The 26,414-nt window shown below is 65.2% G+C and carries 23 protein-coding genes; 5 read left to right on the top strand and 18 right to left on the bottom strand.

Going from position 1 to position 26,414, the window contains the following annotated elements; genetic code table 11:
* Both AC1DD3_RS12735 and pgl read left to right on the top strand, forming a co-directional pair.
* Nucleotides 1-213: OpcA/G6PD domain-containing protein (locus AC1DD3_RS12735; protein ID WP_476876810.1), on the top strand; the 213-nt coding region annotated here is incomplete at its 5' end.
* The gene (gene pgl, locus AC1DD3_RS12730) at nt 203-1,021 is read left to right on the top strand and encodes a 6-phosphogluconolactonase (RefSeq protein ID WP_230117197.1); all 819 of its coding nucleotides are present in this window, start codon (nt 203-205) and stop codon (nt 1,019-1,021) included. The genes AC1DD3_RS12735 and pgl, both read left to right, overlap by 11 nt.
* Here the strand turns inward: pgl and AC1DD3_RS12725 are convergent.
* The 17 genes from AC1DD3_RS12725 to AC1DD3_RS12645 form a co-directional block, all read right to left on the bottom strand.
* Nucleotides 992-1,369 (bottom strand): RNA polymerase-binding protein RbpA, encoded by a 378-nt coding sequence (locus tag AC1DD3_RS12725; RefSeq protein WP_230117198.1) that lies wholly within the window; start codon nt 1,367-1,369, stop codon nt 992-994. The genes pgl and AC1DD3_RS12725 overlap by 30 nt on opposite strands.
* Before the next feature lie 124 nt (nt 1,370-1,493).
* On the bottom strand, nt 1,494-1,751 hold the full coding sequence (gene secG, locus AC1DD3_RS12720; RefSeq protein WP_230117199.1) for a preprotein translocase subunit SecG: 258 nt from the start codon (nt 1,749-1,751) through the stop codon (nt 1,494-1,496).
* 49 nt (nt 1,752-1,800) lie between these two features.
* Nucleotides 1,801-2,616, bottom strand: coding sequence for a triose-phosphate isomerase (gene tpiA / locus AC1DD3_RS12715; RefSeq protein ID WP_230117200.1), 816 nt, complete (start codon nt 2,614-2,616; stop codon nt 1,801-1,803).
* 91 nt (nt 2,617-2,707) lie between these two features.
* Nucleotides 2,708-3,934, bottom strand: a complete 1,227-nt coding sequence (locus AC1DD3_RS12710) for a phosphoglycerate kinase (RefSeq protein ID WP_476881829.1) — start codon at nt 3,932-3,934, stop codon at nt 2,708-2,710.
* Nucleotides 3,935-3,944: 10 nt separating this feature from the next.
* The gene (gene gap / locus AC1DD3_RS12705; protein WP_230117202.1) at nt 3,945-4,955 is read right to left on the bottom strand and encodes a type I glyceraldehyde-3-phosphate dehydrogenase; all 1,011 of its coding nucleotides are present in this window, start codon (nt 4,953-4,955) and stop codon (nt 3,945-3,947) included.
* 267 nt (nt 4,956-5,222) lie between these two features.
* Nucleotides 5,223-5,846, bottom strand: coding sequence for a superoxide dismutase (locus AC1DD3_RS12700; RefSeq protein WP_230117203.1), 624 nt, complete (start codon nt 5,844-5,846; stop codon nt 5,223-5,225).
* Between the two features lie 180 nt (nt 5,847-6,026).
* Nucleotides 6,027-7,007: a DNA-binding protein WhiA gene (whiA, locus tag AC1DD3_RS12695; protein WP_230117204.1), complete on the bottom strand. Its 981-nt coding sequence runs from the start codon at nt 7,005-7,007 to the stop codon at nt 6,027-6,029.
* Nucleotides 7,008-7,016: 9 nt separating this feature from the next.
* On the bottom strand, nt 7,017-8,030 hold the full coding sequence (locus tag AC1DD3_RS12690; RefSeq protein WP_230117205.1) for a gluconeogenesis factor YvcK family protein: 1,014 nt from the start codon (nt 8,028-8,030) through the stop codon (nt 7,017-7,019).
* Nucleotides 8,030-8,953 carry an RNase adapter RapZ gene (gene rapZ / locus AC1DD3_RS12685; RefSeq protein ID WP_230117314.1) on the bottom strand — a complete coding sequence of 308 codons (924 nt, stop codon included), beginning with the start codon at nt 8,951-8,953 and terminating at the stop codon, nt 8,030-8,032. Before rapZ ends, AC1DD3_RS12690 begins: the two co-directional genes overlap by 1 nt.
* Before the next feature lie 103 nt (nt 8,954-9,056).
* Nucleotides 9,057-11,072 carry an excinuclease ABC subunit UvrC gene (uvrC, locus tag AC1DD3_RS12680; protein ID WP_476881828.1) on the bottom strand — a complete coding sequence of 672 codons (2,016 nt, stop codon included), beginning with the start codon at nt 11,070-11,072 and terminating at the stop codon, nt 9,057-9,059.
* An 81-nt stretch (nt 11,073-11,153) separates the two neighbouring features.
* Nucleotides 11,154-11,822 (bottom strand): lysophospholipid acyltransferase family protein, encoded by a 669-nt coding sequence (locus tag AC1DD3_RS12675; protein WP_230117207.1) that lies wholly within the window; start codon nt 11,820-11,822, stop codon nt 11,154-11,156.
* Nucleotides 11,809-12,525, bottom strand: coding sequence for an HAD hydrolase-like protein (locus AC1DD3_RS12670; RefSeq protein WP_230117208.1), 717 nt, complete (start codon nt 12,523-12,525; stop codon nt 11,809-11,811). The genes AC1DD3_RS12675 and AC1DD3_RS12670 overlap by 14 nt, the downstream gene beginning before the upstream one ends.
* Before the next feature lie 120 nt (nt 12,526-12,645).
* Complete coding sequence (uvrA, locus tag AC1DD3_RS12665) at nt 12,646-15,588, bottom strand: excinuclease ABC subunit UvrA (protein ID WP_476881827.1); 2,943 nt, start codon at nt 15,586-15,588, stop codon at nt 12,646-12,648.
* 46 nt (nt 15,589-15,634) lie between these two features.
* A complete protein-coding gene (locus tag AC1DD3_RS12660) occupies nt 15,635-16,015 on the bottom strand; it encodes a GntR family transcriptional regulator (protein ID WP_230117210.1) in 381 nt (126 codons plus the stop codon).
* Entirely contained in the window at nt 16,012-17,904 is a 1,893-nt protein-coding gene (locus AC1DD3_RS12655; RefSeq protein WP_476881826.1) for an ABC transporter ATP-binding protein, read from the bottom strand. Before AC1DD3_RS12655 ends, AC1DD3_RS12660 begins: the two co-directional genes overlap by 4 nt.
* Nucleotides 17,901-19,697, bottom strand: a complete 1,797-nt coding sequence (locus AC1DD3_RS12650) for an ABC transporter ATP-binding protein (RefSeq protein WP_476881825.1) — start codon at nt 19,695-19,697, stop codon at nt 17,901-17,903. Before AC1DD3_RS12650 ends, AC1DD3_RS12655 begins: the two co-directional genes overlap by 4 nt.
* Before the next feature lie 181 nt (nt 19,698-19,878).
* Entirely contained in the window at nt 19,879-20,652 is a 774-nt protein-coding gene (locus AC1DD3_RS12645; RefSeq protein WP_476881824.1) for a trans-aconitate 2-methyltransferase, read from the bottom strand.
* 148 nt (nt 20,653-20,800) lie between these two features.
* On the opposite strand from AC1DD3_RS12645, the gene AC1DD3_RS12640 reads away from it, so the two are divergent.
* Genes AC1DD3_RS12640 through AC1DD3_RS12630 form a run of 3 tightly spaced genes read left to right on the top strand, consistent with a single transcriptional unit; the run spans nt 20,801 to nt 25,221 of the window.
* The gene (locus AC1DD3_RS12640) at nt 20,801-23,344 is read left to right on the top strand and encodes a DEAD/DEAH box helicase (RefSeq protein WP_476881823.1); all 2,544 of its coding nucleotides are present in this window, start codon (nt 20,801-20,803) and stop codon (nt 23,342-23,344) included.
* Nucleotides 23,345-23,384: 40 nt separating this feature from the next.
* Nucleotides 23,385-23,885: a GNAT family N-acetyltransferase gene (locus AC1DD3_RS12635; RefSeq protein ID WP_230117215.1), complete on the top strand. Its 501-nt coding sequence runs from the start codon at nt 23,385-23,387 to the stop codon at nt 23,883-23,885.
* A 55-nt stretch (nt 23,886-23,940) separates the two neighbouring features.
* Nucleotides 23,941-25,221, top strand: a complete 1,281-nt coding sequence (locus AC1DD3_RS12630; RefSeq protein WP_230117315.1) for an alpha/beta fold hydrolase — start codon at nt 23,941-23,943, stop codon at nt 25,219-25,221.
* Nucleotides 25,222-25,373: 152 nt separating this feature from the next.
* On the opposite strand, the gene AC1DD3_RS12625 is transcribed toward AC1DD3_RS12630, so the two are convergent.
* Entirely contained in the window at nt 25,374-26,399 is a 1,026-nt protein-coding gene (locus AC1DD3_RS12625; protein WP_476876818.1) for a TerC family protein, read from the bottom strand.
* Nucleotides 26,400-26,414: the final 15 nt, after the last annotated feature.

Below are 26,414 nucleotides of genomic sequence, written 5' to 3'. Positions count from 1 at the left end.
GGCGACGTCCAGCTGTTCCGGCCCGGACTGTCAGTGGCCGAACTGACCCAACCGGGCCAGCCTGCCCAGCGGATTTCCCTGCCGCGGCGAAGCCTGCGGGACTGCCTGGCCGAGGAACTGCGGCGTCTGGATCCCGACGAAGTGTTCGGCGAAGTGATTACTATTGGACTGCCACGTACCAATCTAAGGAGTGTCCGTCCCAGTGAGCGCTGACCCGAGAGTAAGCATCCATCCAGACTCTTCCGTCCTCATGGCCGCCATCGCGGCTCGCCTGATCACCAAGCTCGTCGATGTCCAGGACAGGTTCGGTGAGGCAACGGTGGTGCTGACCGGGGGCACGGTGGGCATCGGTACTCTCAAGGCGGTGGCGGACTCACCGGCGGCGCCCGCGGTGGACTGGTCCAAGGTGAACTTCTGGTGGGGTGACGAACGCTTTGTCGGCGCCAAGGATCCCGACCGCAACACGCTCCAGGCCCATGAGGCACTGCTGAAGCACATCGCGGTGGACCCTGCACGCGTCCACGAGCCGGGCTCTTCGGACGATTTCGAAGGCCCGGAGCTGGCCGCCGAGGATTATGCCCGCCGGCTCGCCGACGCTGCGGCGTCCGAACACGCCGCTGACATGTCTGACGACAGGCCCGAGAACCCTGGGAACCTGCCGCGCTTCGACGTTGTCCTGCTTGGTGTGGGGCCGGACGCCCATGTGGCGTCGCTGTTTCCGGAACAGGGCGGCGTCCGCGAGAAGCAGCTCACGGTGGTCGGGGTGCGCAACTCACCCAAGCCGCCGCCGGAGCGGATTTCGCTGACGCTTCCCGCGATCAACACGGCGGCAGAGGTGTGGATGGTTGTTGCGGGCGAGGACAAGGCGGGAGCGGTCGGTTTGGCTCTTGCAGGCGCCAACCCTGTGCAGGTTCCCGCGGCCGGACCGGCCGGGCGCTCCCGCACCCTGTGGCTGATCGACGAAAACGCGGCGTCACGCGTGCCTGAGCAGCTAGTCCGCAAGGCCCCCGCGGGCTCGTAGCCGTTGAAGCGCTCCGGCCAGGACATCTTCCGCGTCCTGGCTGGAGCGTCTTTCTTTAACGTAATCCAGGTGGCTCTTGTAGCCATCCTCGTTTGCTTCCTCCCCCAAGGCTGCCCCGGGGTGCCGGGAGGCGGCTTTCCCGCATCTGCGGCAATCCCACACTTCGGGAATCTGCTCTTCGGGCAGCTTAACGAAAACAGGCCGCGTCTCGTGCCCCTGGACGCACCAGTAGGAGACACAAATACGCGGCAACCGCTCACCGAGCGGGTCTTCGCCCTGATTCCTCAGCCCGGTCCCTTCCGTGACACCTACACGGGTACCCCGGAAACCGGAAGATGAATGCGCCACCGGGAACTCCTCGCTACTAGCACCATTGCTGTTAAGGTCAACAGCCACAGTTTAGTGCGGAGTTCCCGATGGCGGCAGGGTCATGCGCGGCGCCGGGCCTGCGGGGCCGGCCAGGCAGGGCCCGCTAGGAGTCAGCGACGCCGGTAAACCGCATCAGCAGACCGAGCGAGATGATGACCACGCCCCAGGTGATCCCGAGGATGATGGTGAACCTGTTCAGGTTCTTCTCGGCAACGCCGGAGGAGCTCAGGCCGGAACTCATTCCGCCGCCGAACATGTCCGACAGACCGCCGCCACGTCCCTTATGGAGCAGGATGAGCAAGGTCAGCAGGAGGCTGGTGATGCCCAGGAGGATCTGCAGAATGACATGAAGAACGTCCACGACGGCCTTTCAGAAGATAGGAAATGCGGGAATCTGGCCTGCGTCCGGACTAGTCCGTCACCAGGTGACTCTCGAACCTGACAATATTAGCAAACTCGGCAGGATCAAGGCTGGCGCCGCCCACCAACACGCCGTCGACGTCGCGCTCATTCAGGATCGCCGCCACATTGTTGGCTTTCACAGAGCCGCCGTAGAGAAGCCGCACCTTGGCCGCGATGTCCGCGCTGAACAGTTCAGTCAGTTCGGCCCGGATGGCGGCACACATTTCCTGGGCGTCTTCGGGCCCGGCAACTTCACCGGTCCCGATGGCCCAGACGGGCTCGTATGCGACCACGAGTTCCGCGGCCTCCTCTGCGCTGAGCCCTTCGACGTCGGCGCGGAGCTGATCCAGGGTGTGCTGGACGTGGGTGCCTGCCTGGCGGATTTCCAGACCTTCGCCGACGCACAGCATCGGCGTGACGCCGTGGCGGTAGGCGGCCTTGACCTTGGCGTTGAGAACGTCGTCAGACTCGTTGTGGATGGTGCGGCGTTCGCTGTGGCCGACCAGGACGTACGTGCAGCCGAGCTTGTTCAGGAACTGCCCGGAGATGTCCCCGGTGTAGGCGCCGGAGTCGAACTGGGACAGGTCCTGGCCGCCGTAGGCTACGTCGAGTTCGTCGCCCTGGACGAGCGTCTGCACGCCGCGAAGGTCCGTGAACGGCGGGAAGACGGCAACTTCCACGCGGCTGTAATCATGCTTTGCGTCGGACAGGGTCCACGCAAGCTTCTGCAGGAGCGTGATGCCCTGGACATGGTCCATGTTCATCTTCCAGTTGCCCGCAATCAGAGGCTTGCGGTCGAAGGTGCCGTTTGTTGACGTTGTCACGTGTTCTCCAAAAGTGCAGGTCAAAAGTGCGTGTCAGGTGAAACAGCCGGCAGGGCGCACGCATACTGGCGCCCTGCCGGCTGGGAGTGCTTTAGCGGTCCAGGACGCTCAGCCCGGGGAGTTCCTTGCCTTCAAGGTATTCCAGGCTGGCGCCGCCGCCGGTGGAAATGTGGCCGAACTGGTCATCGGCGAAGCCGAGGGTCCGGACTGCCGCGGCTGAGTCGCCGCCGCCCACCACTGTGAAGGCATCCGTCTCGGTCAGAGCCTGTGCCACGGCCTTGGTGCCGGCCGAGAACGCCTCGAATTCGAAGACACCCATGGGCCCGTTCCAGAAGACGGTCCTGCCAGCCTTGATCCGCTCGGCGAAGGCCTTTGCGGAGTCCGGGCCGATGTCCAGGCCGATGCCCTGCGCACCAAAGCTGCTGCTTTCGATGGCCTCCGCACTGACGGTCTCGTGGTCCGCGTCGGCGGCGAACTTTGCTGCCACCACTACGTCGGTGGGCACCACGAATTCCGTGCCGGCGTCGGCTGCACGCTTGAGGTAGTCCTGGACGACCGGGATCTGGTCCTCTTCCAGCAGGCTGCCGGCGACCTTGTGGCCTTCGGCTGCAAGGAACGTGAACAGCATGCCGCCGCCAACGAGGATCGTGTCCGCCTTGCCGATGAGGTTGTCGATGACAGCGAGCTTGTCAGAAACCTTGGAGCCGCCAAGCACCACGACGTAGGGACGCTGGGTGTCTGCCGTGAGCTTGCGCAGCACCTCTACCTCGGTGTGGACGAGGTCGCCCTGGTACGACGGAAGCCGGGTGGCGACGTCGTAAACGCTGGCGTGTTTGCGGTGCACGGCACCGAAAGCGTCATCCACATAGGCGCCGTTTTCTCCGGTCAGGGCCACCAGCTCGTCCGCAAAGGCGCCGCGCTCGGCGTCGTCCTTGGTTGTTTCGCGGGCGTCGAAGCGGACGTTCTCGAGAACGAGAACCTGCCCGTCCTGCAGGGAGGAGGCGAGCTCCTTCGCTGCTGGTCCGACCGTGTCTTCCGCCAGCGAGACGGGGAATGACGCGAGCTCGGCCAGCCGCGCGACAGCGGGCTTGAGCGAGTACTTGTCTTCCGGGGCGCCCTTGGGGCGGCCCAGGTGGGCTGTTACCAGCACGCGGGCACCGGCGTCCGTGAGCTTTCCCAGCACTGGCAGTGAGGCCTTGATACGGCCGTCGTCAGTCACTGTAGAGCCGTCGAGCGGCACATTCAGGTCACTTCTGACAAGAATGTACCGCCCGCGGACACCTTCAGCGATCAGTTCGTTGAGGGTGTGAAATGTCATGTAGCTAACCCTAGCCCAGCTTGGATGCGACGAGCTCCGTGAGGTCCACCAGACGGTTTGAGTAGCCCCATTCGTTGTCATACCAGGAAACAACCTTGACCTGGTTGCCAATGACCTTGGTCAGTCCGGAGTCGAAGATGGAGGAAGCAGGGTCGCCAACGATGTCGGAGGAGACGATCGGCTCATCCGTGTAGGTCAGGAAGCCCTGGAGTGCCTCGGACTCAGACGCCTTCTTCAGTGCTGCGTTGACTTCCTCAACCGTGGTCTCCCGGGAAACCGTGACGGTAAGGTCGGTTGCGGAGCCGGTGGGGACCGGTACGCGGATGGCGTAGCCGTCCAGCTTGCCCTTGAGCTCCGGAAGGACCAGGCCGATGGCCTTGGCCGCACCGGTGGAGGTGGGGACCATGTTGATCGCTGCGGCGCGGGCGCGGCGGAGGTCGTTGTGCGGGCCGTCCTGCAGGTTCTGGTCGGCCGTGTAGGCGTGAATCGTGGTCATGAGACCGCGTTCGATGCCGAACTCGTCGTTGATGACCTTGGCCAGCGGGCCCAGGCAGTTGGTGGTGCACGACGCGTTGGAGATGATGTTGTGGGCTGCGGGGTCGTACAGCTCGTGGTTCACGCCCATCACGATGGTGATGTCCTCGTCTGAGGCCGGGGCGGAGATCAGGACCTTCTTGGCGCCGGCGTCGATGTGCTTCTGCGCTGCGGCGGCCTTGGTGAAGAAGCCGGTGGACTCGATGACGATGTCAACGTTCAGGTCAGCCCAGGGAAGGTTGGCCGGATCCCGCTCGGCAAGGACCTTGATGGCGTTGCCGTTGACGACCAGGTTGCCCTCTTTGACCTCAACGGTTTCGGTCAGGCGGCCGCCGACGGAGTCGTACTTCAGCAGGTGGGCAAGTGCCTCGGGGCTGGTGAGGTCGTTGACAGCAACGATTTCGAGGTCCGCACCCTGTGCAAGTGCTGCGCGGAAGTAGTTGCGGCCGATGCGGCCAAAGCCGTTAATACCAATACGGGTGGTCACTTTTTCAGTCTCCTTGGTGCTTGTTGAAGCACAACTAGTTGAGCGGGCGTTCTAGCCAACTAACAGATCCCGCACGCCATTGGGCAGAGATGATTACCAGATCGGAGGGCGACCAGCCACATTGCTGAAGGCTAACCGCCTTCCGTGATCCATCTTACGTTTAAGAAGGTCTGCCCCCGCAAGTGCGGGGGCAGACCGTCCACAATTCGGCCCTAAAGACGCCGAATGTGAAGTTTGTTACCAGTGTGCGTTGCGCACATCACAGTCCTAGAGCGTGATCAGACCGGTGGCATTGGCGCGGGCGGCGGCGAAGCGCTGCGCGACATCTGCCCAGTTCACGATGTTCCAGAATGCCTTGACGTAGTCCGCCTTGACGTTGACGTAGTCGAGGTAGAAGGCGTGCTCCCACATGTCCAGCATGAGCAGCGGCGTGGTGCCAAGTGCCACATTGCCCTGCTGGTCGTAGAGCTGCTCGATGACGAGGTTGCCACCGATGGGCTCGTACGCCAGGAAGCCCCAGCCGGATCCCTGCAGGCCGAGGGCGGCTGCGGAGAACTGGGCGCGGAAAGCGTCGAAGGAGCCGAAGGCGTCGTCGATGGCTGCAGCCAGCTCGCCCTCCGGCTTGTCGCCGCCGTCCGGCGAGAGGTTGTTCCAGAACACGGAGTGGTTGATGTGGCCGCCGGTGTGGAAGGCCAGGTCCTTGGAAAGACGGTTGATGTTGGCGAAGTCGCCCTTGTCGCGGGCCTCGGCGAGCTGGGCCAGCGCGTTGTTGGCGCCCGTTACGTAGGCTGCATGGTGCTTGCTGTGGTGCAGCTCCATGATCTTCGCGGAGATGTGGGGCTCCAGCGCTGCGTAGTCGTACTTGAGTTCGGGCAGAACGTACTCGGTCACAAAATCCTCCAATGTAGTGGACAGCTTGTCCGGTTTGGTAACTCTCGGATTGTGCATCCGGATGACTGGTCACCCGGAAATTTCCAATGGCTGGATCCTGGCACCCTCACCGGTTCCTGAGCCGAAGCTCCCGGCCAGCCAGGGTATCTCCACCATCTGGTCTTGATTCTAGGGGCGCCGCTACTCGTCCAGCATTTCCGGCGTCACATTGGCATCCGTCCCGGGAATGCCGAGATCAGAGGCACGTTTGTCGGCCATGGCCAGCAGACGCCGGATGCGTCCGGCGATGGCGTCCTTGGTCATGGGCGGATCGGCGAGCCGTCCAAGTTCATCGAGGCTGGCCTGTTTGTGGGCAACCCTGAGCTCCCCTGCGTATTTGAGGTGTTCGGGAACGTCGTCGCCGAGGATCTCCAGGGCTCGGTCGACGCGTGCTCCTGCGGCTACCGCCGCCTGGGCCGAGCGCCGGAGATTGGCGTCGTCGAAGTTGGCGAGCCGGTTGGCGGTGGCCCGCACTTCCTTCCGCATGCGCCGTTCCTCCCAGACCATCAGCGCGTCGTGGGCGCCCATCCGGGTGAGCAGTGCGGCGATTGTGTCGCCGTCGCGGATCACCACGCGGTCCACTCCCCTGACTTCACGCGCCTTCGCCTGGATGCCGAGCCGCCTCGCGGCACCTACCAGGGCCAATGCGGATTCCGGGCCGGGACAGGTGACTTCCATGGAGGAGGACCGGCCGGGCTCGGTCAGGGAACCGTGGGCCAGGAAAGCACCGCGCCACACCGCCTCGGCGTCGGCGGCCGAGCCGTTGACCACCACCGAAGGCAGTCCGCGCACCGGGCGGCCCCGGGTGTCCAGGAGGCCGGTCTGCCGGGCCAGGGCCTCGCCGTCGCGGACTACCCGCACCACGTAACGGCTGCCGCGTCGCAGCCCGCTGCCGGAGACGACGATGATTTCGCTCTGGTGCCCATAGACTTCGGCGATGGCTGCCCGCAGGCGCCGGGCCGTGGAGGCCAGGTCCACTTCGGCCTCGATGACAATCCGGCCGGAAATGATGTGCAGTCCGCCGGCAAAGCGGAGCATGGCCGAGACTTCGGCCTTGCGGACCGAAGACTTCTTTATGTCCAGGCGGGACAGTTCTTCCTTGACTGATGCTGTCAGTGCCATGGCACCTTCCTAACTGTTCCCAAAAATATCCTGGTAGGCCGTTGCGAGCCGCAGGGGGTCGTGTACAGGACGCCGACCCGGAGCCCCCACTTTACCCAAGACAACCTCGGCTCCGATCATCCCGGCGGCCCGCTCAAACTCCTTCATATCCGAAACGGACGCGGGGTCGGCGAGCACCACGTCCGCGCTGAACTCCGGAGCGTAGGTGCGCAGGACGTGCAGGTGGTCGGCGGCGGACATCCCCGAGGTCTCCTTGGTGTCCATGGCGAGGTTCATGGTCAGGCAGCGTTTGGCCGGCGTGTCACACAGCGCCTGCCGCATCTCCGGCAGCAACAGGTGCGGCAGGACGGAGGTGTACCACGACCCCGGACCGAGAACCACCCAGTCGGCCAGTTCGATTGCCGTCAAAGCCTCCACGCACGCCGGTGCATGTTCGGGCAGCAGCCTGACGCTCTCAAGCGAGCCGGCGACGGCGCAGCGCGCCTGGCCTTTGATGGTGGTGAGCGTGCTGCTGCCGTCGGGCGAGGCAACGCGGACGTCACCCTCGATGGTGAGCGGCACCGTGGACATGGGCAGCACCTGGCCGCGGGCCCCGAGCAGTGCGCCGGCCCACTTCAGCCCGGCCACTGCATCGCCGAGCAGCTCCCAGAGCGTAACGATCAGCAGGTTTCCCATGGCGTGGTCGTCCAGCGAGCCGCCGCCCGGCCCTGACCGGAAGCGGTGCTGCATGACGTCGCGCCAGGTGCGGCCCCAGTCGGTGTCGTCGCACAGCGCGGACAGCGCCATCCGGAGATCGCCCGGGGGCAGGACTCCGTACTCTTCGCGGAGGCGGCCGGAGGATCCGCCGTCGTCCGCCACGGTGACAATAGCGGTCAGCTCGGACGTCAGCAGCCGCAGCGCCGACAACGAGGCCGAGAGGCCGTGGCCTCCGCCGAGGGCCACGACCGAAGGTCCCTTTGCCTGCTGGGAGCCGGCCAGGCCGGAGGGCGGAATGAGCGGCAGCGGGCCGGTGAGAACTCCCATTATTCGCGGCCCAGATCCCGGTGGGTGGTGGTCACCGTGACGCGCGGATATTGCGCCAGTTTCTTGGAAAGCTCGACGGCGACCGCCACCGAGCGGTGTTTCCCGCCGGTGCATCCCACGGCGATGGTGGCGTAGTGCTTGTTCTCGCGGCGGTACCCGTCGAGGACGGGTTCAAGTGCCAGGACGTAGCGTTCGACGAAACTCGGAACGCCTTCGGCCTCGAGGACGTAGTCGCTCACGTCCTGGTCGAGGCCGGTGTGCGGGCGGAGCTTCGGCACCCAGTGCGGGTTGGGAATGAAGCGGACGTCCGCCACATAGTTCGCATCCACGGGCAGGCCGTACTTGAAGCCGAAGCTCATGACGTTCAGCCGCAGGGCCACAGGGCCAGTCTCCGTGAACAGTTCCGTGATGGCGGTGGCCAGCCCGTGCACATTGAGCGCGGACGTGTCGAGGACGAGGTCGGAGGAATCCCGCAGCTCCTTGAGGAGTTCGCGCTCGGCGGCAATGCCGTCCAGGATCCGGCCCCCGCCCTGGAGCGGGTGCGGGCGCCTGCCCTGCTCGAACCGGCGGACCAGGACGTCGTCGCTCGCATCCAGGAACAGCACCCGGAATGTGACTCCACTGGCCGCCAGGGCGCCGAGGGCTGCGCGGATGTCCGCGAACAGCGCCTTGCTCCGCACGTCCATGACGACCGCCAGCTTGGGAATGGACTGCGGGGCGTGGGAGACCAGCTCGGCGAGGGTGCCCAGCATCTGCGGCGGCAGGTTTTCGACGACGTACCAGCCGTGGTCTTCGAGGGCGTCAGCCGCTGTGCTGCGGCCCGCCCCCGACATGCCGGTCACCACCAGCAGTTCTGCCTCGACTGGCTTGACCGGTGTGAGGCCGTCCTCGTCCGCGCCCGATCCCGCCGTCGACTCTGCCATTAAATCCAGCCCCATTCCTGCTCTGCGCTTCTTGTGTGCCTGCGCACGCCAGTGCGCGCGGCAGGATTCCCGTACTTACCCTAGCTAAGATTCAGGACGCTAGCTAAGTTTCCAGGACTTCGCCGGTGGTCATGTTGATGGCTGGCATGGCGTCGGCGGACTCGCTCCCGGCTCCGTTCGAGCCGAAGTGGGTGACGATGGCCGCGGCAAGCGACGGGCCGATGCCTTTAGCCGCGGTGAGCTCGTCGATGGACGCCGCCTTGATTTTCTTGGCGGAGCCGAAATGCGCCAGCAGAGCCTTGCGCTTGGAGTCGCCGAGGCCGGGCACGCCGTCAAGGACCGAGACGGTCATGGCCTTTCCGCGCTTCTGCCGGTGGAACGAAATGGCAAAGCGGTGGGCCTCGTCGCGGATGCGCTGCAACATGTACAGGCCCTGCGACGAACGGGGCAAAATGACCGGGAAATCACTGTCCGGCAGCCACACCTCCTCAAGCCTTTTGGCCAGTCCCACAACATAGACGTCGTCCACACCGAGCCCCGCGAGGGCGCGTGCAGCCGCGTTGACCTGCGGTTTTCCTCCGTCCACCACCACGAGGTTGGGAGGGTAGGCGAATTTGGCCCGCGGTGCGGGAGTGGTGGTGTCCTCTACCGGCGCGTCGGCCGACCCGGCAGGCTTCGCCGTGACGGTTCCCAGGTCGGAGGCCTCCACCTGTGCCGTCTTATCCAGCAGATAGTGACGGAAGCGCCGGGTGAGGACGTCGTGCATGGCCGCGGTGTCATCCGTAGCCGCCGCTCCCGTGATGGAGAATTTACGGTAGTCGGATTTCTTAGGCAGACCGTCTTCCACCACCACCATCGAGGCCACGACGTTCGTTCCCTGGACGTGGGAGACGTCGTAGCACTCGATCCGCAGCAGCGGCACGGGCAGCTCCAGGGCTTCCTGCAGTTCCTGCAGGGCCTGGGACCGCACGGTGAGATCGCCGGCACGCCTGGTCTTGTGGAGCTTGAGCGCGTGCTCCGCGTTCTCCCGGACCGTCGACATCAGTGCGGCCTTGTCGCCGCGCTGCGGCACCCGGATGTCCACTTTCGCGCCCCGAAGGCCGCCCAGCCACACCGCCAGTTCAGCTGCGTTGCTCGGCTCCACCGGAACCAGCACCTCGCGGGGCAGCCGACCCTGGGTATCGCCGTCCTCCCCGTAGACCTGCTGCAGCAGGTGCTCCACAAGGTCCGGCGTCGTGGAATCCTCCACCTTTTCAACCACCCACCCGCGCTGGCCCCTGACGCGGCCGCCGCGCACATGGAACACCTGAACCGCAGCTTCGAGCTCGTCCTCGTGCAGCGCGAAAACGTCGGCGTCCGTGTCTTCAGCGAGCACCACGGCGTTGCGTTCAAAGACTTTGCGGAGGGCGACGATGTCGTCGCGGAGCCGGGCGGCCCGTTCGTAGTCAAGTTCGGCGACGGCGGCTGCCATCTCTTTTTCCAGCCGGGAGATGAAGCGCTTGGCCTCGCCTCCCATGAAGGCGCAGAAGTCCTCGGCCAGAGCCCGGTGCTCCTCGGGCGTAACCCGGCCGACGCAGGGGGCCGAGCATTTGTCGATGTAGCCGAGCAGGCACGGCCGGCCGCTGGCCTGGGCTCGTTTGAGGACACCCGGGCTGCAGCTGCGCACCGGGAAGACACGCAGCAGGGTGTCCATGGTTTCCCGGATGGCGCCCGCCGTGTAGGGGCCGAAGTAGCGGGTGCCCTTGCGCCGCTCGCCGCGCATGACCTGCACACGGGGCAGCTTCTCCCCCATGGTGACGGCGAGGTACGGGTAGGTCTTGTCGTCCCGGAACACGACATTGAACCGCGGCTTGAATTCCTTGATCCACGTGTACTCCAGCTGCAGCGACTCAAGCTCGCTGCCCACCACCGTCCATTCCACGCTGCTGGCGGTATGGACCATGGCGTGGGTCTTGGGCAGGAGGCCCGCGGGGTTGGCGAAGTACGAGTTCAGGCGGGAGCGGAGGTTCTTGGCCTTGCCCACGTAGATGACCCTGCCGTGGGGATCCCTGAACCTGTATACGCCCGGATTGGTCGGAATTTCACCCGTCTGGGGTCGGTAACTTGCTGGATCTGCCACGCTTCAAGTCTACTGAGCTTCAGGCAGGCCCGTTGCCCGGCCCTGGAGGCGCCGGACGACGCCTGGGTGCGGGGGCACTGCCTACTCGACGGCCTTGCTCTGGTTGTAGCTCGTGGAGCGCTCCTGGCCGCTCAGCCCGGCAATGGCGTCCATGATGCGGTCAGTGACTTGGCGGCGTGCCGGCAGGGAGTGGTCCGGGCCGGTCTTCTCGAAATAGAGCGGCTCTCCGACCTTCATCGTGAAGTGCTGGGGTTTGACGGCATTGCGGCCGGCGGGTTGCAGCTTCTCGGTTCCGATGAGGCCCACCGGGATGACTGGCGCGCCCGTCGTGAGTGCAAGCCAGCCAACGCCGGTCCGGCCACGGTAGAGGATCCCGTCCCGCGACCGTGTGCCCTCGGGGTAAATGCCGATGCCTTTCCCGTCCTCCAGGATGTCCAGGAGCGTCTTCAGCGCCTGCACGCTGGCGGCCTGCTCCCCGCGCTCAACGGGAATGGAGCCGACGGCTTCAAAGAACGACTTCATGAGCCGCCCCTTGAAGCCTCTGGTGGTGAAGTACTCCGCTTTGGCGAAGAAAGCGACCGGCCGCGGCATCAGCGCCTGCACAATCACGCTGTCCAGGAACGAGAGGTGGTTGGGGGCCACGATGAACGGGCCCTCCTTGGGGACGTTTTCCAGTCCGATGACCGTTGGCCGGCACGTTCCCGAAATCAGCCCGCGGGTGGTCCAGCGGATGCCGTCAAACAGCTCCATCGTTGCGCACCTCACTCAGGGCGGCGGCGCGGACTGATTCCAGTTCCTCGATGGTGGTGCGCAGGCTGGGGGTGTCGTGAACCACGGCGACTGCCCCGGCTTCCTCCAGTTCGCCGTCAAGGGCAAAACCCCAGCCGACACCGACGCAGTCCAGGCCATTGGCGAGTGCTCCTGCCACGTCCTGGGCGCGGTCCCCCACCATCACGGCATGCTGCGTGCGGAGGTCGGCCATGGCGGCAGCAATGATGCCCGTCTTGCCGACCGGTCCGGCCGCCGCTGCGGTTTCGTTGACCGCGGATCCCCGGACGGACTGGAACCGGTTTGCTATCTTGTGGTGCTGCAGGACAAGCTGCGCCAGGGTTTCCGGCTTCTGCGTGGCTACGGCGACGGGCCGTCCTGCGGCCACGTAGCTGTCGAGGAGCTCCACAATCCCTGGGTACAGGCGGCTCTGCGATATGCCGGTGTCAAGGTAATGCATCCGGTAGCTCCGGATGACTGCAGCAAGCATGGCCGGTGGAACGGCCGCGATATTCAGCAGTGAATCGCTCAGCTTGGGCCCGATCATGGCGTCCAGGACGTCCTGGGCGGGGACGGGAAGGCCAAATTCCCGGAGGGCCGACGCAATTCCGTCTGTTATTCCGCCGGCCGGATCGACAAGAGTGCCGTCCAGGTCGAAAATCACGGGCACTGTTGTTGAAGTCACCGGCTTAGTTTCTCATGACAGCACCTTTGCTCAAACTCACATGCCGTGCAGGGAATACTTCCCCGCACGGCATGGTGAATTTCACCGCCGTCCGCCGAATGGGCTGGTCAGCTGCCTGCTCTAGCCGAGGATCTCCGCCAGGAAGCTGGCGGTGTGGCTCTCCGTCGACTTGGCAAGCTGCTCCGGCGTTCCTGATGCCACGATCCGTCCGCCTCCCGAGCCGCCGTCCGGGCCGAGGTCCACGACCCAGTCCGCACTTTTGATGACGTCCAGGTTGTGCTCGATGGTGATGACGGTGTTGCCCTTGTCCACCAGGCCCTGAAGTACCAGCAGCAGCTTCCGGATGTCCTCGAAGTGCAGGCCGGTGGTCGGCTCGTCCAGGACGTAGATGCTGCGGCCGTTGGAGCGCTTCTGGAGCTCCGCAGCGAGCTTCACACGCTGGGCTTCGCCGCCGGAGAGCGTGGTGGCTGGCTGGCCGAGGCGCACGTAGCCGAGTCCGACATCCACGAGCGTGTTGAGGTGACGGGCAATCGGGGAGAATGCCGCGAAGAATTCGGCCCCTTCCTCGATCGGCATGTTCAGCACGTCCGCGATGGTCTTGCCCTTGTAGTGCACTTCGAGCGTCTCACGGTTGTACCGGGCACCGTGGCAGACCTCACAGGGAACATACACATCCGGCAGGAAGTTCATCTCGATCTTCAGTGTTCCGTCACCCGAACAGGCCTCGCATCTGCCGCCCTTGACGTTGAAGGAGAAGCGTCCCGGCAAGTATCCGCGGACCTTGGCCTCGGTGGTTTCCGCGAACAGCTTGCGGATGTTGTCGAACACCCCCGTGTACGTGGCCGGGTTGGAGCGCGGTGTGCGCCCGATGGGGCTCTGGTCCACATGGACCACCTTGTCCAGGTGCTCCAGCCCCTGGACGGTCTTGTGCCGCCCCGCCACCTGCTTGGCGCCGTTGAGCTTGTTGGCGAGCACCTTGTACAAGATCTCGTTCACCAGGGTGGACTTGCCGGAGCCGCTGACTCCCGTCACGGCCGTAAACAAGCCCAGCGGGAAGGCGGCATCGACATTAATGAGATTGTTTTCCCGGGCGCCGATGACTTTCAGCTCACGCTTTTTGTCGTACTTGCGCCGTTTCTTGGGGACGTCGATCTTCTTCCGCCCCGAAAGGTAGTCACCGGTGAGGGACGCCGTGTTCTCGAGCAGGGTTTCGTAGGACCCGGAGTGGACCACCTGGCCGCCGTGCTCCCCTGCCCCGGGCCCGATGTCGACGATCCAGTCCGCTTCATGGATGGTGTCTTCATCGTGCTCGACCACGATGAGGGTGTTGCCCATGTCCCTGAGCCGGGTGAGCGTCTCGATGAGCCGGCGGTTGTCCCTCTGGTGCAGCCCGATGGAGGGCTCGTCCAGGACATACAGCACGCCCACCAGACCGGAGCCGATCTGCGTTGCAAGCCGGATCCGCTGTGCCTCGCCGCCGGAAAGGGTCGCGGAGGGCCGTTCAAGGTTCAGGTATTCCAGCCCGACGTCCAACAGGAACGTCAGCCGGGCCTGGATTTCCTTGAGGACCTGGTGGGCGATCTGTGCCTCGCGTCCGGTCAGCACGAGATTGCTGAGGAATTCGGCGCAATCGCGCATGGGCAGCGCTGCCACCTCCGCGATCGATTTGCCGTTGATGAGGACAGACAGCGACGCCGGGTTGAGCCTCGCGCCGTTGCATGCAGGGCAGGGAACCTGCCGCATGTATTCCTCGTAGCGGTCGCGGGCCCAGTCCGAATCCGTCTCGCCATGCTTGCGGTGTACGTACTGGATGGCGCCTTCGAACCCGGTGCTGTATTTGCGCTCCCGGCCAAACCTGTTGCGGTACTGAACCACCACGTTATGGTCCTTGCCGTGGAGGACGGTCTGGCGGACGTCGGCCGTCAGCTTCTCCCACGGGGTGTCCATGGAGAAGCCGACGTCCTTGGCGAGTCCGTCCAGCAGCCGGTTCCAGTATTCCGTGGTGGCGGTGCCGAGGGACCACGGCGCGATGGCACCTTCGGCCAGCGAAAGCTCCGCATTCGGAACGATGAGGTCCTCATCGACTTCGAGCTTGGTTCCGATGCCGCTGCAGGCCGAGCAGGCGCCGAACGGGTTGTTGAAGGAGAACGACCTCGGCTCGATTTCGTCGATGGCCAGCGGGTGCTCGTTGGGGCACGCCAGATTTTCCGAGAACGCACGCAGGCGGCCGGGGGCATCGGCGTCGAGGTCCACGAACTCAGCCAGCACGCGGCCTTCGGCCAGTCCCAGGGCCGTCTCGATGGAATCCGTCAGCCGCTGGCTGATGCCCTCCTTGACCACGAGCCTGTCCACCACGACTTCGATGGTGTGCTTGAACTGCTTGCCGAGCTTGGGGGGATCGCTGAGCTGAATGAGCTCCCCGTCCACCCGGGCGCGGGAATAGCCTTTTGCCGTCAGTTCCTTGAAGAGGTCGACGAACTCGCCCTTGCGGCCGCGCACCACGGGTGCGAGGACCTGGAAGCGGGTGCCGTGCTCCAGTTCCAGCAGCTGGTCCACGATCTGCTGCGGTGTCTGCTTGATGACGGGCTCGCCGCAGACCGGGCAGTACGGGCGGCCCACTCGCGCCCACAGCAGACGCATGTAGTCGTAGATCTCGGTGATAGTGCCGACCGTGGAGCGCGGGTTCTTGCTCGTGGACTTCTGGTCGATGGACACCGCCGGGGAAAGGCCTTCGATGAAGTCGACGTCGGGCTTGTCCACCTGCCCGAGGAACTGGCGGGCGTAGGCCGAGAGCGACTCGACGTAGCGGCGCTGGCCCTCGGCGAAGATGGTGTCGAAGGCAAGGGACGACTTCCCCGAACCCGAGAGGCCGGTGAAGACGATCATCGCGTCCCGCGGAAGATCGAGGTCCACGTTGCGCAGGTTGTGTTCCCGTGCGCCCTTGACTACCAGGCGGGACAGATCCGGGCGCGCAGGAGTCGCGCGCTCCGGTTTCGCAGGGTTCAGGGGCACGACGGCGGAGTGGGCATCAACGGCTGATTCTTCAGCTACGGCTTTAGGCACCCACTAATGCTAATCGAAAACTTCTTCGAATATCCATGCGGGCCTGCTATTCGGCGTCGTAGGCCGCGGCGAGCAGGTGGACGGCCTCGGCGAAGCTGGCGCCCTGCGACTTGGCGGCGTCGGCGTATGCGGCGGCGGCCGCCGAGAGCGCACCCCAGCGTTCATCCCGGGCACACACGACCGTCCCGTTCCGCCCTTTGGTGGCCACAACTCCGGCGGCTTCGAGCTCCTTGTAGGCCCTGGCGACCGTGTGGGGAGCGACGCCGAGAAGCTCGGCAAGGTTCCTGACAGCGGGCAGCCGGGTCCCGGGGGCAATCTTTCCCTGGTCTGCCTGCTCGATGACGTGGAGCCGGAGTTGTTCGTAGAGGGCCACGGAACTTCCGTGGTTGGGTTTCCACTCTCCGGGGAATGACTGACCGGCGCTCACAGGGCCGACACCCCGGTACCACCGTTGCCGGCGCCCCGGTGCCGTGCACTCCCCTGCCCCGCACCCTCACGCGCCGCTGCCGCGTCCCCGGTGACGTATGCCCGGTCGAGGCGGCGGAACTGTGAGTTGTAGAGGCGTGTGTAATGTCCACCCGCGGACAGCAGGCTTTGGTGGGTTCCCTGTTCAACGATGCGTCCGTGATCCATGACCAAGATTAGATCAGCGTCGCGGATGGTGGACAACCTGTGGGCAATGACGAAGCTGGTCCTTCCCTGCCGCAGCCTGTTCATGGCCAGCCGGATTTGCACCTCTGTCCGCGAGTCGACAGAGCTGGTGGCCTCATCCAAAATCAGGACGCCGCGCCCCGCCAGTTCCGCCCGCGCAATGGTGATGAGCTGCCGCTGCCCTTGGCTCAGCGAGTCGCCGTCGTTCCCGAGCTCTGTGGAGTAGCCGCCCGGCAGGGCGCGGACGAAGTGGTCAACATGGGTTGCTTCGGCTGCAGCAATGATTTCCGCGTCGCTTGCCCCCGGCCAGCCGTATTCAATGTTTTCGCGGATCGTCCCGCTGAAGAGCCAGACGTCCTGAAGCACCACACCAAAGTTGGACCGCAGTGAATCCAGCGGCACGGTGGCGATATCGGTGCCGCCAAAAGTGATTCGGCCGGAGTCCAGCTCATAGAAACGCATCAGCAGGTTCACTACCGTGGTCTTCCCGGCGCCTGTGTGGCCGACGATGGCCACGGTCTGTCCTGGCAGGACTGAAAAGGTCAGCCCCCTCACGGCGGGCACGCCCGGGACATACCCGAAGGTCACGTCATCGAAGTCGATGCGCCCACCCAGGTTCTCTGGCTCCCGGAGGGCGGGTGCAGTCTCCGGAGGGATCTCTTCGGCGTCCAGGAGGGAAAAAACCCGTTCCGCTGACGCCGCGCAGGATTGCATCAGGGTCAGCATTCCACCGATCTGGCCCATGGGCTGCGTGAAGAGCCTGCTGAACTGGATGAAGGCCTGGATGCCGCCAATGGTCATGGTCCCGGCCGCGACTTGGAGGGCACCCACCACGGCCACAGCCACGTAGTTGAGGTTTGCAATGAACACCATGAGCGGCTGCACTGCGCCGGAAACGTATTGTGCCCTGGCGGATGTTCGGGCCAGGCGGTCGTTGCCGTGCCCGAAAATCTCCGCCACGGCTTCCTGCTGCCCAAATGCCTTGATCACCTCGTGGCCCGTCACGAATTCCTCGATGTGGGCGTTCAGCGTTCCCGTCGAAGCCCACTGGTCGGCGAAGTCTGCCTGCGACTTCCGGGCTATCAGCACGGTGATGAGAGTGGATATCGGCACGGAAATGAGGGCGATTGCCGCCAGCAGCGGCGAGATCCAGAGCATCATGGCCAGTGAGCCCAACAGCATGAGGACGGCCATGATCACCTGCGTGAGCAACTGGTTGAGGGACTGCGAGATATTGTCGACGTCGTTGGTCGCCCGGCTGAGCACGTCACCGCGCGTCTGCTCCTGGAAGTGCGACGACGGCAGCCGGTGCAGTTTTGCTTCGACGGCAGCGCGGAGGCCGAAGACGAGCCGCTGCACGGCGCTGGCGGTGAGTGCGCCCTGAAGCCAGTTGAAGAGCGACGTGCCGACGTACATCAGCGCCACCAACAGGAGCAGCCCTGCCAGCTTGCCTTCGTCTAAAGTGCCGCCCACAAAGGACGCCACCACTACGTCCGTGGCGTCGCCGAGGAGTTTCGGCGCCGCGACGTTGAGCGCTGCGAATCCGCAGGTGGCAGCAACGGCAATGGACATGCGGCCCCGGACCGGACGCAGCAGCCCGATGAGCCGGGCGGCAGCCGCCAAGAATATGTTCACCGGCCTCACGGCGGCATGTGCGCCTCTCATGGCAGTTCGTCCAGGGCGAGCTGCGATTCGGCGATCTCACGGTAGGTCCGGGAAGTCCGGAGGAGGTCCGGGTGGGTCCCTTGGGCCACCAGCCGGCCGTCATTCAGGACGAGGATTTGGCTGGCGTCCACGATGCTGGAAATCCGCTCGGCAACAATGATCACGGTGGCTGATTCCAGGGCGGGCACCAGCGCCTCCCGGACACTGGCTTCCGTGGCGTAGTCCAGAGCGGAGAAGCTGTCGTCGAAGAGGAAAAGCTCCGCCTTGCGGAGAATGGCGCGCGCAATGCAGAGACGCTGCCGCTGGCCACCCGAAAGTCCGGCCCCGCCCTGCCCGACCGCGGCGTTCAGGCCGTTCGGGAGGTTGCGGACAAACTCTTCCGCCTGCGCCCGCCGGAGGGCCAGCCACAGGTCTTCGTCCGTGGCCGCGGGCGATGCCATGCGCAGGTTTCCTGCGATGGTGCCGGAAAAGAGGTAGGCACGCTGTGGAACCACCGCCATCCGGCCCCGCAGCTCGTCCAGCTGCAGTGTGCGGATGTCCCGTCCGCCGAACCGGATTTCACCGCCGACGGCGTCCAGGAAGCGCGGCAGCAGATTCAGCAGTGTGCTCTTGCCGCTTCCCGTGGAACCGATGATGGCGGTGACGGACCCGGGGCCGGCCGTGAAAGAGATGCCGGCCAGAACCGGAGTTTCTGCGCCCGGATAGGCGAAAACGACGTCTCGGAATTCCACCGTTCCTCCGGTCCGCGTGCCGGCGTCGGATATTCCGCCAGCAGCGGCACCCTCGACGAAAGCGCCGTCGACGAAAGCGCCGGTCGGGGAGATCGGGGACGGACCCGCAATGGCCGGGTCCACGTCCAGCACGCCCTGGATGCGCTCAGCGCAGACGGCCGCGCGGGGAGCGGTCATGAACACGTACATGGCCATCATGATGGCGAGCAGGATTTGCAGGATGTACGCGATGAAGGCCGTGAGTGCCCCCACTTGCATCTGGCCGCTTTGGATGAGGTGGCCGCCGAACCAGACCACCGTCACGGACGACAGGTTCACCACGATCATGATCATGGGCAGCATGCCGGCGACGAGGAGGGCCGATTGGAGGTTGTTGCCCGTCAGTTTGCGGTTCGCCTCGGCAAAGCGTGCCGCCTCGTGGTCCTGGCGTACGAAGGACCGGATAACGCTGGCACCGATGATCTGTTCGCGCAGGATCCTGGTTGCGCCGTCGATCAGAGCCTGGCCCTGGCGGTAGAGCGGAATGAGGCGCCGCACGATGAGGGCCATGATGACCACCAGGAGCGGAACAATGGCGATCACGACGGCGGACAGGGCCGCGTCCTGCTGGATCGCCAGGATGATGCCGCCGATGCCCATGACGGGCGCGGCGGCCAGCATGGTGAAGACCAGCACGGCGAAGGTCTGGATTTGCTGGACGTCGTTCGTGGCCCGGGTGACAAGGCTGGGAGCGCCGAAGGCACCCACTTCCTGGGAGGACATGGCCTGGACCTTAGCGAAAAGTTCGCGCCGGAGACGGTGGCCGATCTTCATGGCCACCGCGGCACCGAGATAGCCCGCGCCGAGGGCGGCGGCCACCTGGACTACGGAGAGTCCGATCATCCAGCCGCCGAGGCGGAGGATCACGTCCGTCCGCCGCGGCAGGATCCCTTCATCGATGACGCTGGCGTTCAGCGTGGGGAGCAGCAGGTTGCCGGCGGTCTGGAGCATTTGCAGCACGATGATGCCCCACACCGTGGCGCGGTGTTCTCCGAGGAGGCGGCGCATCAAACCAAAGAGCACCGCGCCTCCTCCATCGCCGGGGCAGAACACGGGCCTGGTTAACCGGTCCCCATGCCCGCCTCGCCATTGTAAGCTACATCACATTCGTCACTTCGTTGTCTATAAAGACGCGCCGGAAACGCCTACGGTTCACCGCCGGCCCCAATTAAAGAGGGCCGGAGAAGAACCCGGGAACCGCGCCCTAAAGCTTCCGTGCCACGGCGAAGATCCTTCGGAACGGAAAGACGGTTCCATGGGCCGTGCCGGGGTACGCCTTTGCCAGGAGCGCGGCATATTCGGTCTCGAATTCGCCCCCCTCTTCCGGCGTGAGAGCAGCCAGGACAGGCCGCAGGCCTGTCCCCCGCACCCACTCCAACACCGGGTCTTCCCCGGAAAGCAGCTGCAGGTAGGTGGTTTCCCACGCATCAGCCGCGCACCCGGCGTCGAGCATGATCTCCAGGTACCGTGAGGGCTCGGCAACGGCGTCATCGTGGCGGAGGACGCCGTCGAGCCTTGCGGCCCAGCCCGGCGACTCGGCGAGTTCCCGCATGAGCGTGTGGGAAGGGGACTCGAAGTTGCCCGGCACTTGGAGCGCGAACCACGCACCCGGCCCCAGCGCTTCCAGCCAACCTGGGAGCAGTTCCCGGTGTTCCGGGATCCACTGCAGCGCGGCGTTGCTCACCACAACGTCGGTCTCGGGCGACGGCGTCCAGCCGGCAATGTCGCCGAGGCGGAACTCCAGGCGCGGTGCCGCCGCGTGGATTTCAGCCTTGGACAGCATCTCCGGCGAGGAATCGAGGCCCACTACCCGGGCCCCGGGCCAGCGTTCCGCCAGGGCCGCCGTCAGGTTGCCCGGCCCGCACCCCAGGTCCACCACTTCACGGGGTGCGGCGGCGTCTATGCGGCCGGTCAGGTCAAAAAACGGGCGCTGTCGGTAGTCGCCGAACTGGACGTATTTCGCGGGATCCCAGTGCACTTGGCCTCCGGTGGGTCGTGACGGCGCGGTCAGCGTCAGGTGCGGTCAGCCTGCGCCGCGGCCGCCCTGAACGTGCAGCCACCGCGAGCCTAGCGGCGGGCACGGGAGAAAGCACGCAAGGCAGGCACACGCACTAAGCTGGAAAGCAATGAAACTCGTTGAACAGCTCCCCTCCCCGGCCGCACGGATCGCAACGGCGGAGGTTGACCCGGACACTCTTTACCTGCGGTTCGTGGAGTGGACGGAAAGCCGGGGACTGGAGCTGTACGCCGCCCAGGACGAAGCCATCATGGAATTCGCCTCCGGCGCCAACGTGATCCTTGCGACACCAACCGGTTCTGGCAAATCCCTAGTGGCCATTGCCGCGCACTTCCAGGCGATGGCCCGCGGGGAGCGCAGCTACTACACGGCTCCCATCAAGGCCCTGGTCTCGGAAAAGTTCTTCGCCCTATGCGACATTTTCGGGGCTGAGAACGTGGGCATGATCACCGGCGATTCCGGCGTCAACCAGGACGCCCCGATTATCTGCTGCACGGCGGAAATCCTGGCCAACATCGCGCTGCGGGAAGGTGCCGCAGCGGACCTTGGGGCGGTCATCATGGACGAGTTCCATTTCTATGCGGATCCGCAGCGCGGCTGGGCCTGGCAGGTCCCGCTCCTGGAGCTCCCGCAGGCCCAGTTCCTCCTGATGTCCGCCACGCTCGGGGACGTGAGCCGCTTCGAGGCCGGGATGACCGAGCTCACGGGCCGGCCCACCACCACCGTCAGTTCCGCGGAACGTCCTATTCCGCTGCACTACTACTATCACGAGACCCCCGTCCACGAGACGCTCGAGGAATTGCTGTCCACCAGGCAGGTTCCCGTCTATGTGGTTCACTTCAGCCAGGCCGAAGCCATCGAACGGGCCCAGACGCTGATGAGCATCAACGTCTGCAGCCGCGAGGAGAAGGACCGGATCGCCGAGCTGATCGCGAACTTCCGTTTCGCCGCGGGCTTCGGCAAGACCCTTAACCGGCTGGTCCGGCACGGCATCGGCGTGCACCACGCCGGCATGCTGCCCAAGTACCGCCGCCTGGTGGAGCAGCTCGCCCAGGCGGGCCTGCTGAAGGTCATCTGCGGCACCGACACGCTGGGCGTCGGCATCAACGTGCCCATCCGTACGGTCCTGCTTACCGCGCTGAGCAAATACGACGGTGTCCGCACCCGCCTGCTCAACTCCCGCGAATTCCATCAGATCGCCGGCCGCGCGGGCCGGGCCGGCTACGACACCGCCGGCACAGTCGTGGTCCAGGCGCCGGAGCACGTGGTCGAGAACGTCAAGGCGATGGCCAAGGCAACCGCCAAGTTCGGCGATGACCAGAAGAAGCTGCGCCAGGTGGTCAAGAAGAAGCCGCCGGAAGGCTTCGTGTCCTGGGGCGAGCCCACCTACAACCGCCTGGTGGAATCTGTTCCAGACCCGCTCACCTCCAGCTTCACGGTCACCCACGCGATGCTGATGAACCTGATGGAACGGCCCGGTGATCCCTTCACTGCTGCCCGGCGCCTGCTCACCGAGAACCATGAAACGCGGCCTTCGCAGCTGCGGCTGATGAAGAAGGCGCTCGCGATTTACCGCGAGCTGCTCGCCGCCGAGGTGGTAGAGCGCATCCCGCCGGCAGAGCAGGGCGCCGACGGCAGGAGCGTCCGCCTGACAGTCCATCTGCAGGCCAACTTTGCCCTGAACCAGCCGCTCTCCCCCTTTGCCCTGGCCGCGCTGGAACTGCTGGATCCGGAATCGCCGTCGTACGCACTGGATGTGGTCTCTGTCATCGAGTCCACGCTGGAAAAGCCGCGTCAGATCCTCTCCGCCCAGCAGAAGAAGGCCCGGGGTGAGGCCATCGCCGCGATGAAGGCGGACGGCATCGAGTACGACCAGCGCATGGCGATGCTCGATGAGGTCACGTACCCGCAGCCCCTCGGGGAAATCCTTGGTGAAGCCTTTGAGGTCTACCGGAAGGCGGCGCCGTGGGTGGGCGACTTTGAACTGGCGCCGAAGTCCATCATCCGGGACATGTACGAACGCGCCATGAACTTCGGCGAGTTCGTCCAGTTCTACGGGCTGGCCCGCTCCGAAGGCATCGTGCTGCGGTACCTCGCCGACGGCTTCAAGGCCCTGCGGCAGACCGTGCCGCAGGACGCCCTTCGGGATGATCTCGAGGACCTCATCGCCTGGCTCGGCGAGCTGGTCCGCCAGGTCGACTCGAGCCTGCTGGACGAGTGGGAGGAGCTGACGTCCGGTGCGGCGCCGACTCCCCACGACGCCCCGCCTCCCCCGCCGCCGTCGCTGACGTCGAACATCCGCGCCTTCCGCGTCATGGTCAGGAACGAGATGTTCCGGCGCGTGGAGCTTTTCGCGGACGAGAATGCGGCCGCGCTGGGCGAGCTCGACGGCGATGCAGGCTGGGACGCCGACCGGTGGGAGAACGTCCTGGACGACTACTTCGACGAACACGACGACATCGGTACCGGCCCCGACGCCCGCGGGCCGGGACTGCTGATGATCACCGAGGGGCCGGAAGCATGGAAGGTCCGCCAGATCTTCGACGACCCCGCCCGCAACCACGACTGGGGCATCTCCGCCGAAGTGGATCTGGCCGCCTCCGACGAAACCGGCACCGCCGTTGTCCGGGTGACCGAGGTCAACAGGCTCTGACGGCCAGCCCCTTACGGGAGGACACAGTAAGCTCGGATACATGAGCGCAATCCGTCCCGCAACCCCAGACGACGTCCCCGCAATCCTGCAGATGATCCATGAACTGGCCATCTATGAGAAGGAACCGGACGCCGTCCGGAACACTCCGGAGATGCTGACGGCCGCGCTGTTCGGCGACACCCCCCGTGTGTTTGCCCACATGGCGGAGAACGACGCCGGGCAGGTCCGGGGCTTCGCACTGTGGTTCCTGAACTACTCGACCTGGGAAGGTGTCCACGGCATCTACCTGGAGGACCTCTACGTCACTCCGGAGGCGCGGGGCGAAGGCCACGGTAAGGCGCTGCTGCAGCATCTGGCCGCCACCGCCGTCGAACGCGGTTACGCACGGGTTGAGTGGAGTGTCCTGGACTGGAACGAACCGTCCATCAGTTTCTACCGGAACCTCGGTGCCAACCCGATGGAGGAATGGTCCACCTTCCGGCTTACCGGCGCCGCCCTGGCGGCGTTCGGAACCCGCAGCGGGGCCGGCGTCCGTGGCTGAGGCTGCGGTGGATGCCGCCATCCATACTGTCCGCGCGAGGCACGAATACCGCGGGATGCGCACCGCGGAACACTACTTCTCCGTCCCGCTGGACCATTTCAGTCCAGCCGCAAACGGCGCGGACTCCGAGACCATCACGGTGTTCGCCCGCGAATACGTCTCGACAGAACACAGCGAAGCGGCCGCGGAACGCCTGCCGTGGCTCGTGTACCTGCAGGGCGGCCCCGGCGGCCGCGGCAACCGGCTGATGTCCCTGGGCGGCTGGAGCAAGGCGGCCGCGAAGGACTTCCGCATCCTCATGCTGGACCAGCGGGGCACCGGGCTGTCCTCCCCCATCGACCGCAACACGCTGCCCGCGCGCGGTGACGCCCCGGCCCAGGCCCGTTACCTTGAACATTTCCGGGCCGATTCAATCGTTGCCGACGCCGAGCTGATTCGCCATGCCCTGGGCTCGGAGCCGTGGACCATCTACGGGCAGAGCTACGGCGGCTTCTGCGCACTGACCTACCTCTCGTTCGCGCCAGACGGCCTGCGCGAGGTCCTCATCACCGGCGGCCTGGCCCCGCTCACCGGACCCGCCGACAGGGTCTACCGCGAGACGTTCAAGCGCGTGGCCGCCCGCAATGCCGAGTATTACGGCTGGTACCCGGAAGACCGCGGGGCCGTGAACCGGATCGCCCGCCACCTGCGCGACACCGAGGAATTCCTGCCGGGCGGCGAACGCCTGACCGTGGAACGGTTCCAGATGGTGGGCTCCTTCCTCGGCGGGAACACCCGGGTGGACGGTTTGCACCACCTGCTGGAAGACGCCTTCGTGGACACACCCCGCGGTGCGCGGCTGTCCGATGCCTTCCTGGAGCAGGTCCGCTCGCTGGTCTCTCGGGCGGGCAACCCTCTCTACGCGCTGATGCACGAATCCATCTACGGCCAGGGACGGGCAACGGACTGGGCCGCATGGCGGGTCCTCAGGGAGTTCCCGGAGTTTAGCCCGAACGCCCCGGAGGTGCTCCTGACCGGCGAAATGGTCTACCCGTGGTACTTCGAGCAGGACGCGGCACTGCGCCCGCTGAAAGACGTGGCGGAGCTGCTGGCCGCGAAGACGGACTGGAAGCCGCTGTACGACACAGCGCAGCTGGCAGCCAATACCGTCCCGGCCGCCGCCGCCGTGTACAGCGACGACATTTATGTGGAGCGGGGCCTCTCGCTGGAGACTGCAGCAGCCGTCCGGGGGCTGCAGACCTGGGAATCAAGCGATTTCCACCACGACGGCATTGCCGACGACGGCGAGGCGATCTTCAGCCGCCTGCTGGGCATGGTCCGTTCAGTCCGCAGCTGACGACAGCACACAGCCTCCGCCCCGGCGCGAACGGACACTTCAGCCCCCGCCGCCTGCATAGCAAAAACAGACAACCCCGGCCGCCGGCCGGGGTTGTCTGTTCGGCGCCGCCAAGCGTGGCTGCCGCCCGCTGAACTGGGCGCCTGCTAAACCTAGTCGACGTCGCTCAGGCTCTTCCGGGCGTCCTCCTCGAGGCGGGCGTCCAGTTTGGCCTTCTGTGCGCCGGAACTGACCAGGCTCGCGATCACGGCGATGATGATGGTGCCCACGATGACCGCGAGGGAGACGTACGTGGGGATCTCCGGGGCCCACTCGATGTGGTGGCCGCCGTTGATGAACGGAAGTTCGTTAACGTGCATGGCGTGCAGCACGAGCTTCACGCCGATGAACGCCAGAATGACCGACAGTGCGTGCTTCAGGTAAATGAGGCGGTTCATCAGGCCGCCGAGCAGGAAGTAGAGCTGCCGCAATCCCATGAGGGCGAAAATGTTGGCGGTGAAGACGATGAACGCGCTCTGGGTCAGGCCGAAGATTGCCGGAATGGAGTCCACGGCGAACAGCAGGTCCGTCATGCCGATGGTCACAAAGACGATCAGCATCGGCGTGAAGACCTTCTTGCCGTTCACAACGGTGCGGAGCTTGCCGCCGTCGAACTTCTCCGACATCGGTATCACCTTGCGGATGCGGGCAATGAGGGGATTTTCCTTGTCCTCTTCGTCTTCGCCTTCGTCCTGGGCCTGCTTCCAAGCGGTCCAGAGCAGGAAGGCACCGAAGATGTAGAAGACCCAGCTGAACTGCTCGATGACAATGGCGCCGAGCATGATGAAGATGCCGCGCAGGATCAGGGCGATGATGATGCCCACCATCAGCACTTCCTGCTGGTACTTACGCGGCACGGAGAAGCGCGCCATGATGATGATGAACACGAAGAGGTTGTCGATGCTGAGGCTGTACTCAGTCACCCAGCCAGCAACGAACTGGCCGCCGAACTCCGGGCCGGTAAACAGGAACATTGCGCCGGCAAAAAGCAGGGCCAGGGCCACGTAGAACGTCACCCAGAGGCCGGCTTCCTTCATCGAGGGCTCATGCGGGCGCCGCAGCACCAGGAGCAGGTCCAGAGCGAGGATGATGCCGAGGACGACGAACGAGCCGACCTCGAACCAGACGGGAAGTTGCACAGGGATACCTTTCGC

It is taken from the genome of Arthrobacter sp. 05T444, from assembly GCF_056395905.1.
This window is presented reverse-complemented; position numbering and strand designations above follow the sequence as displayed.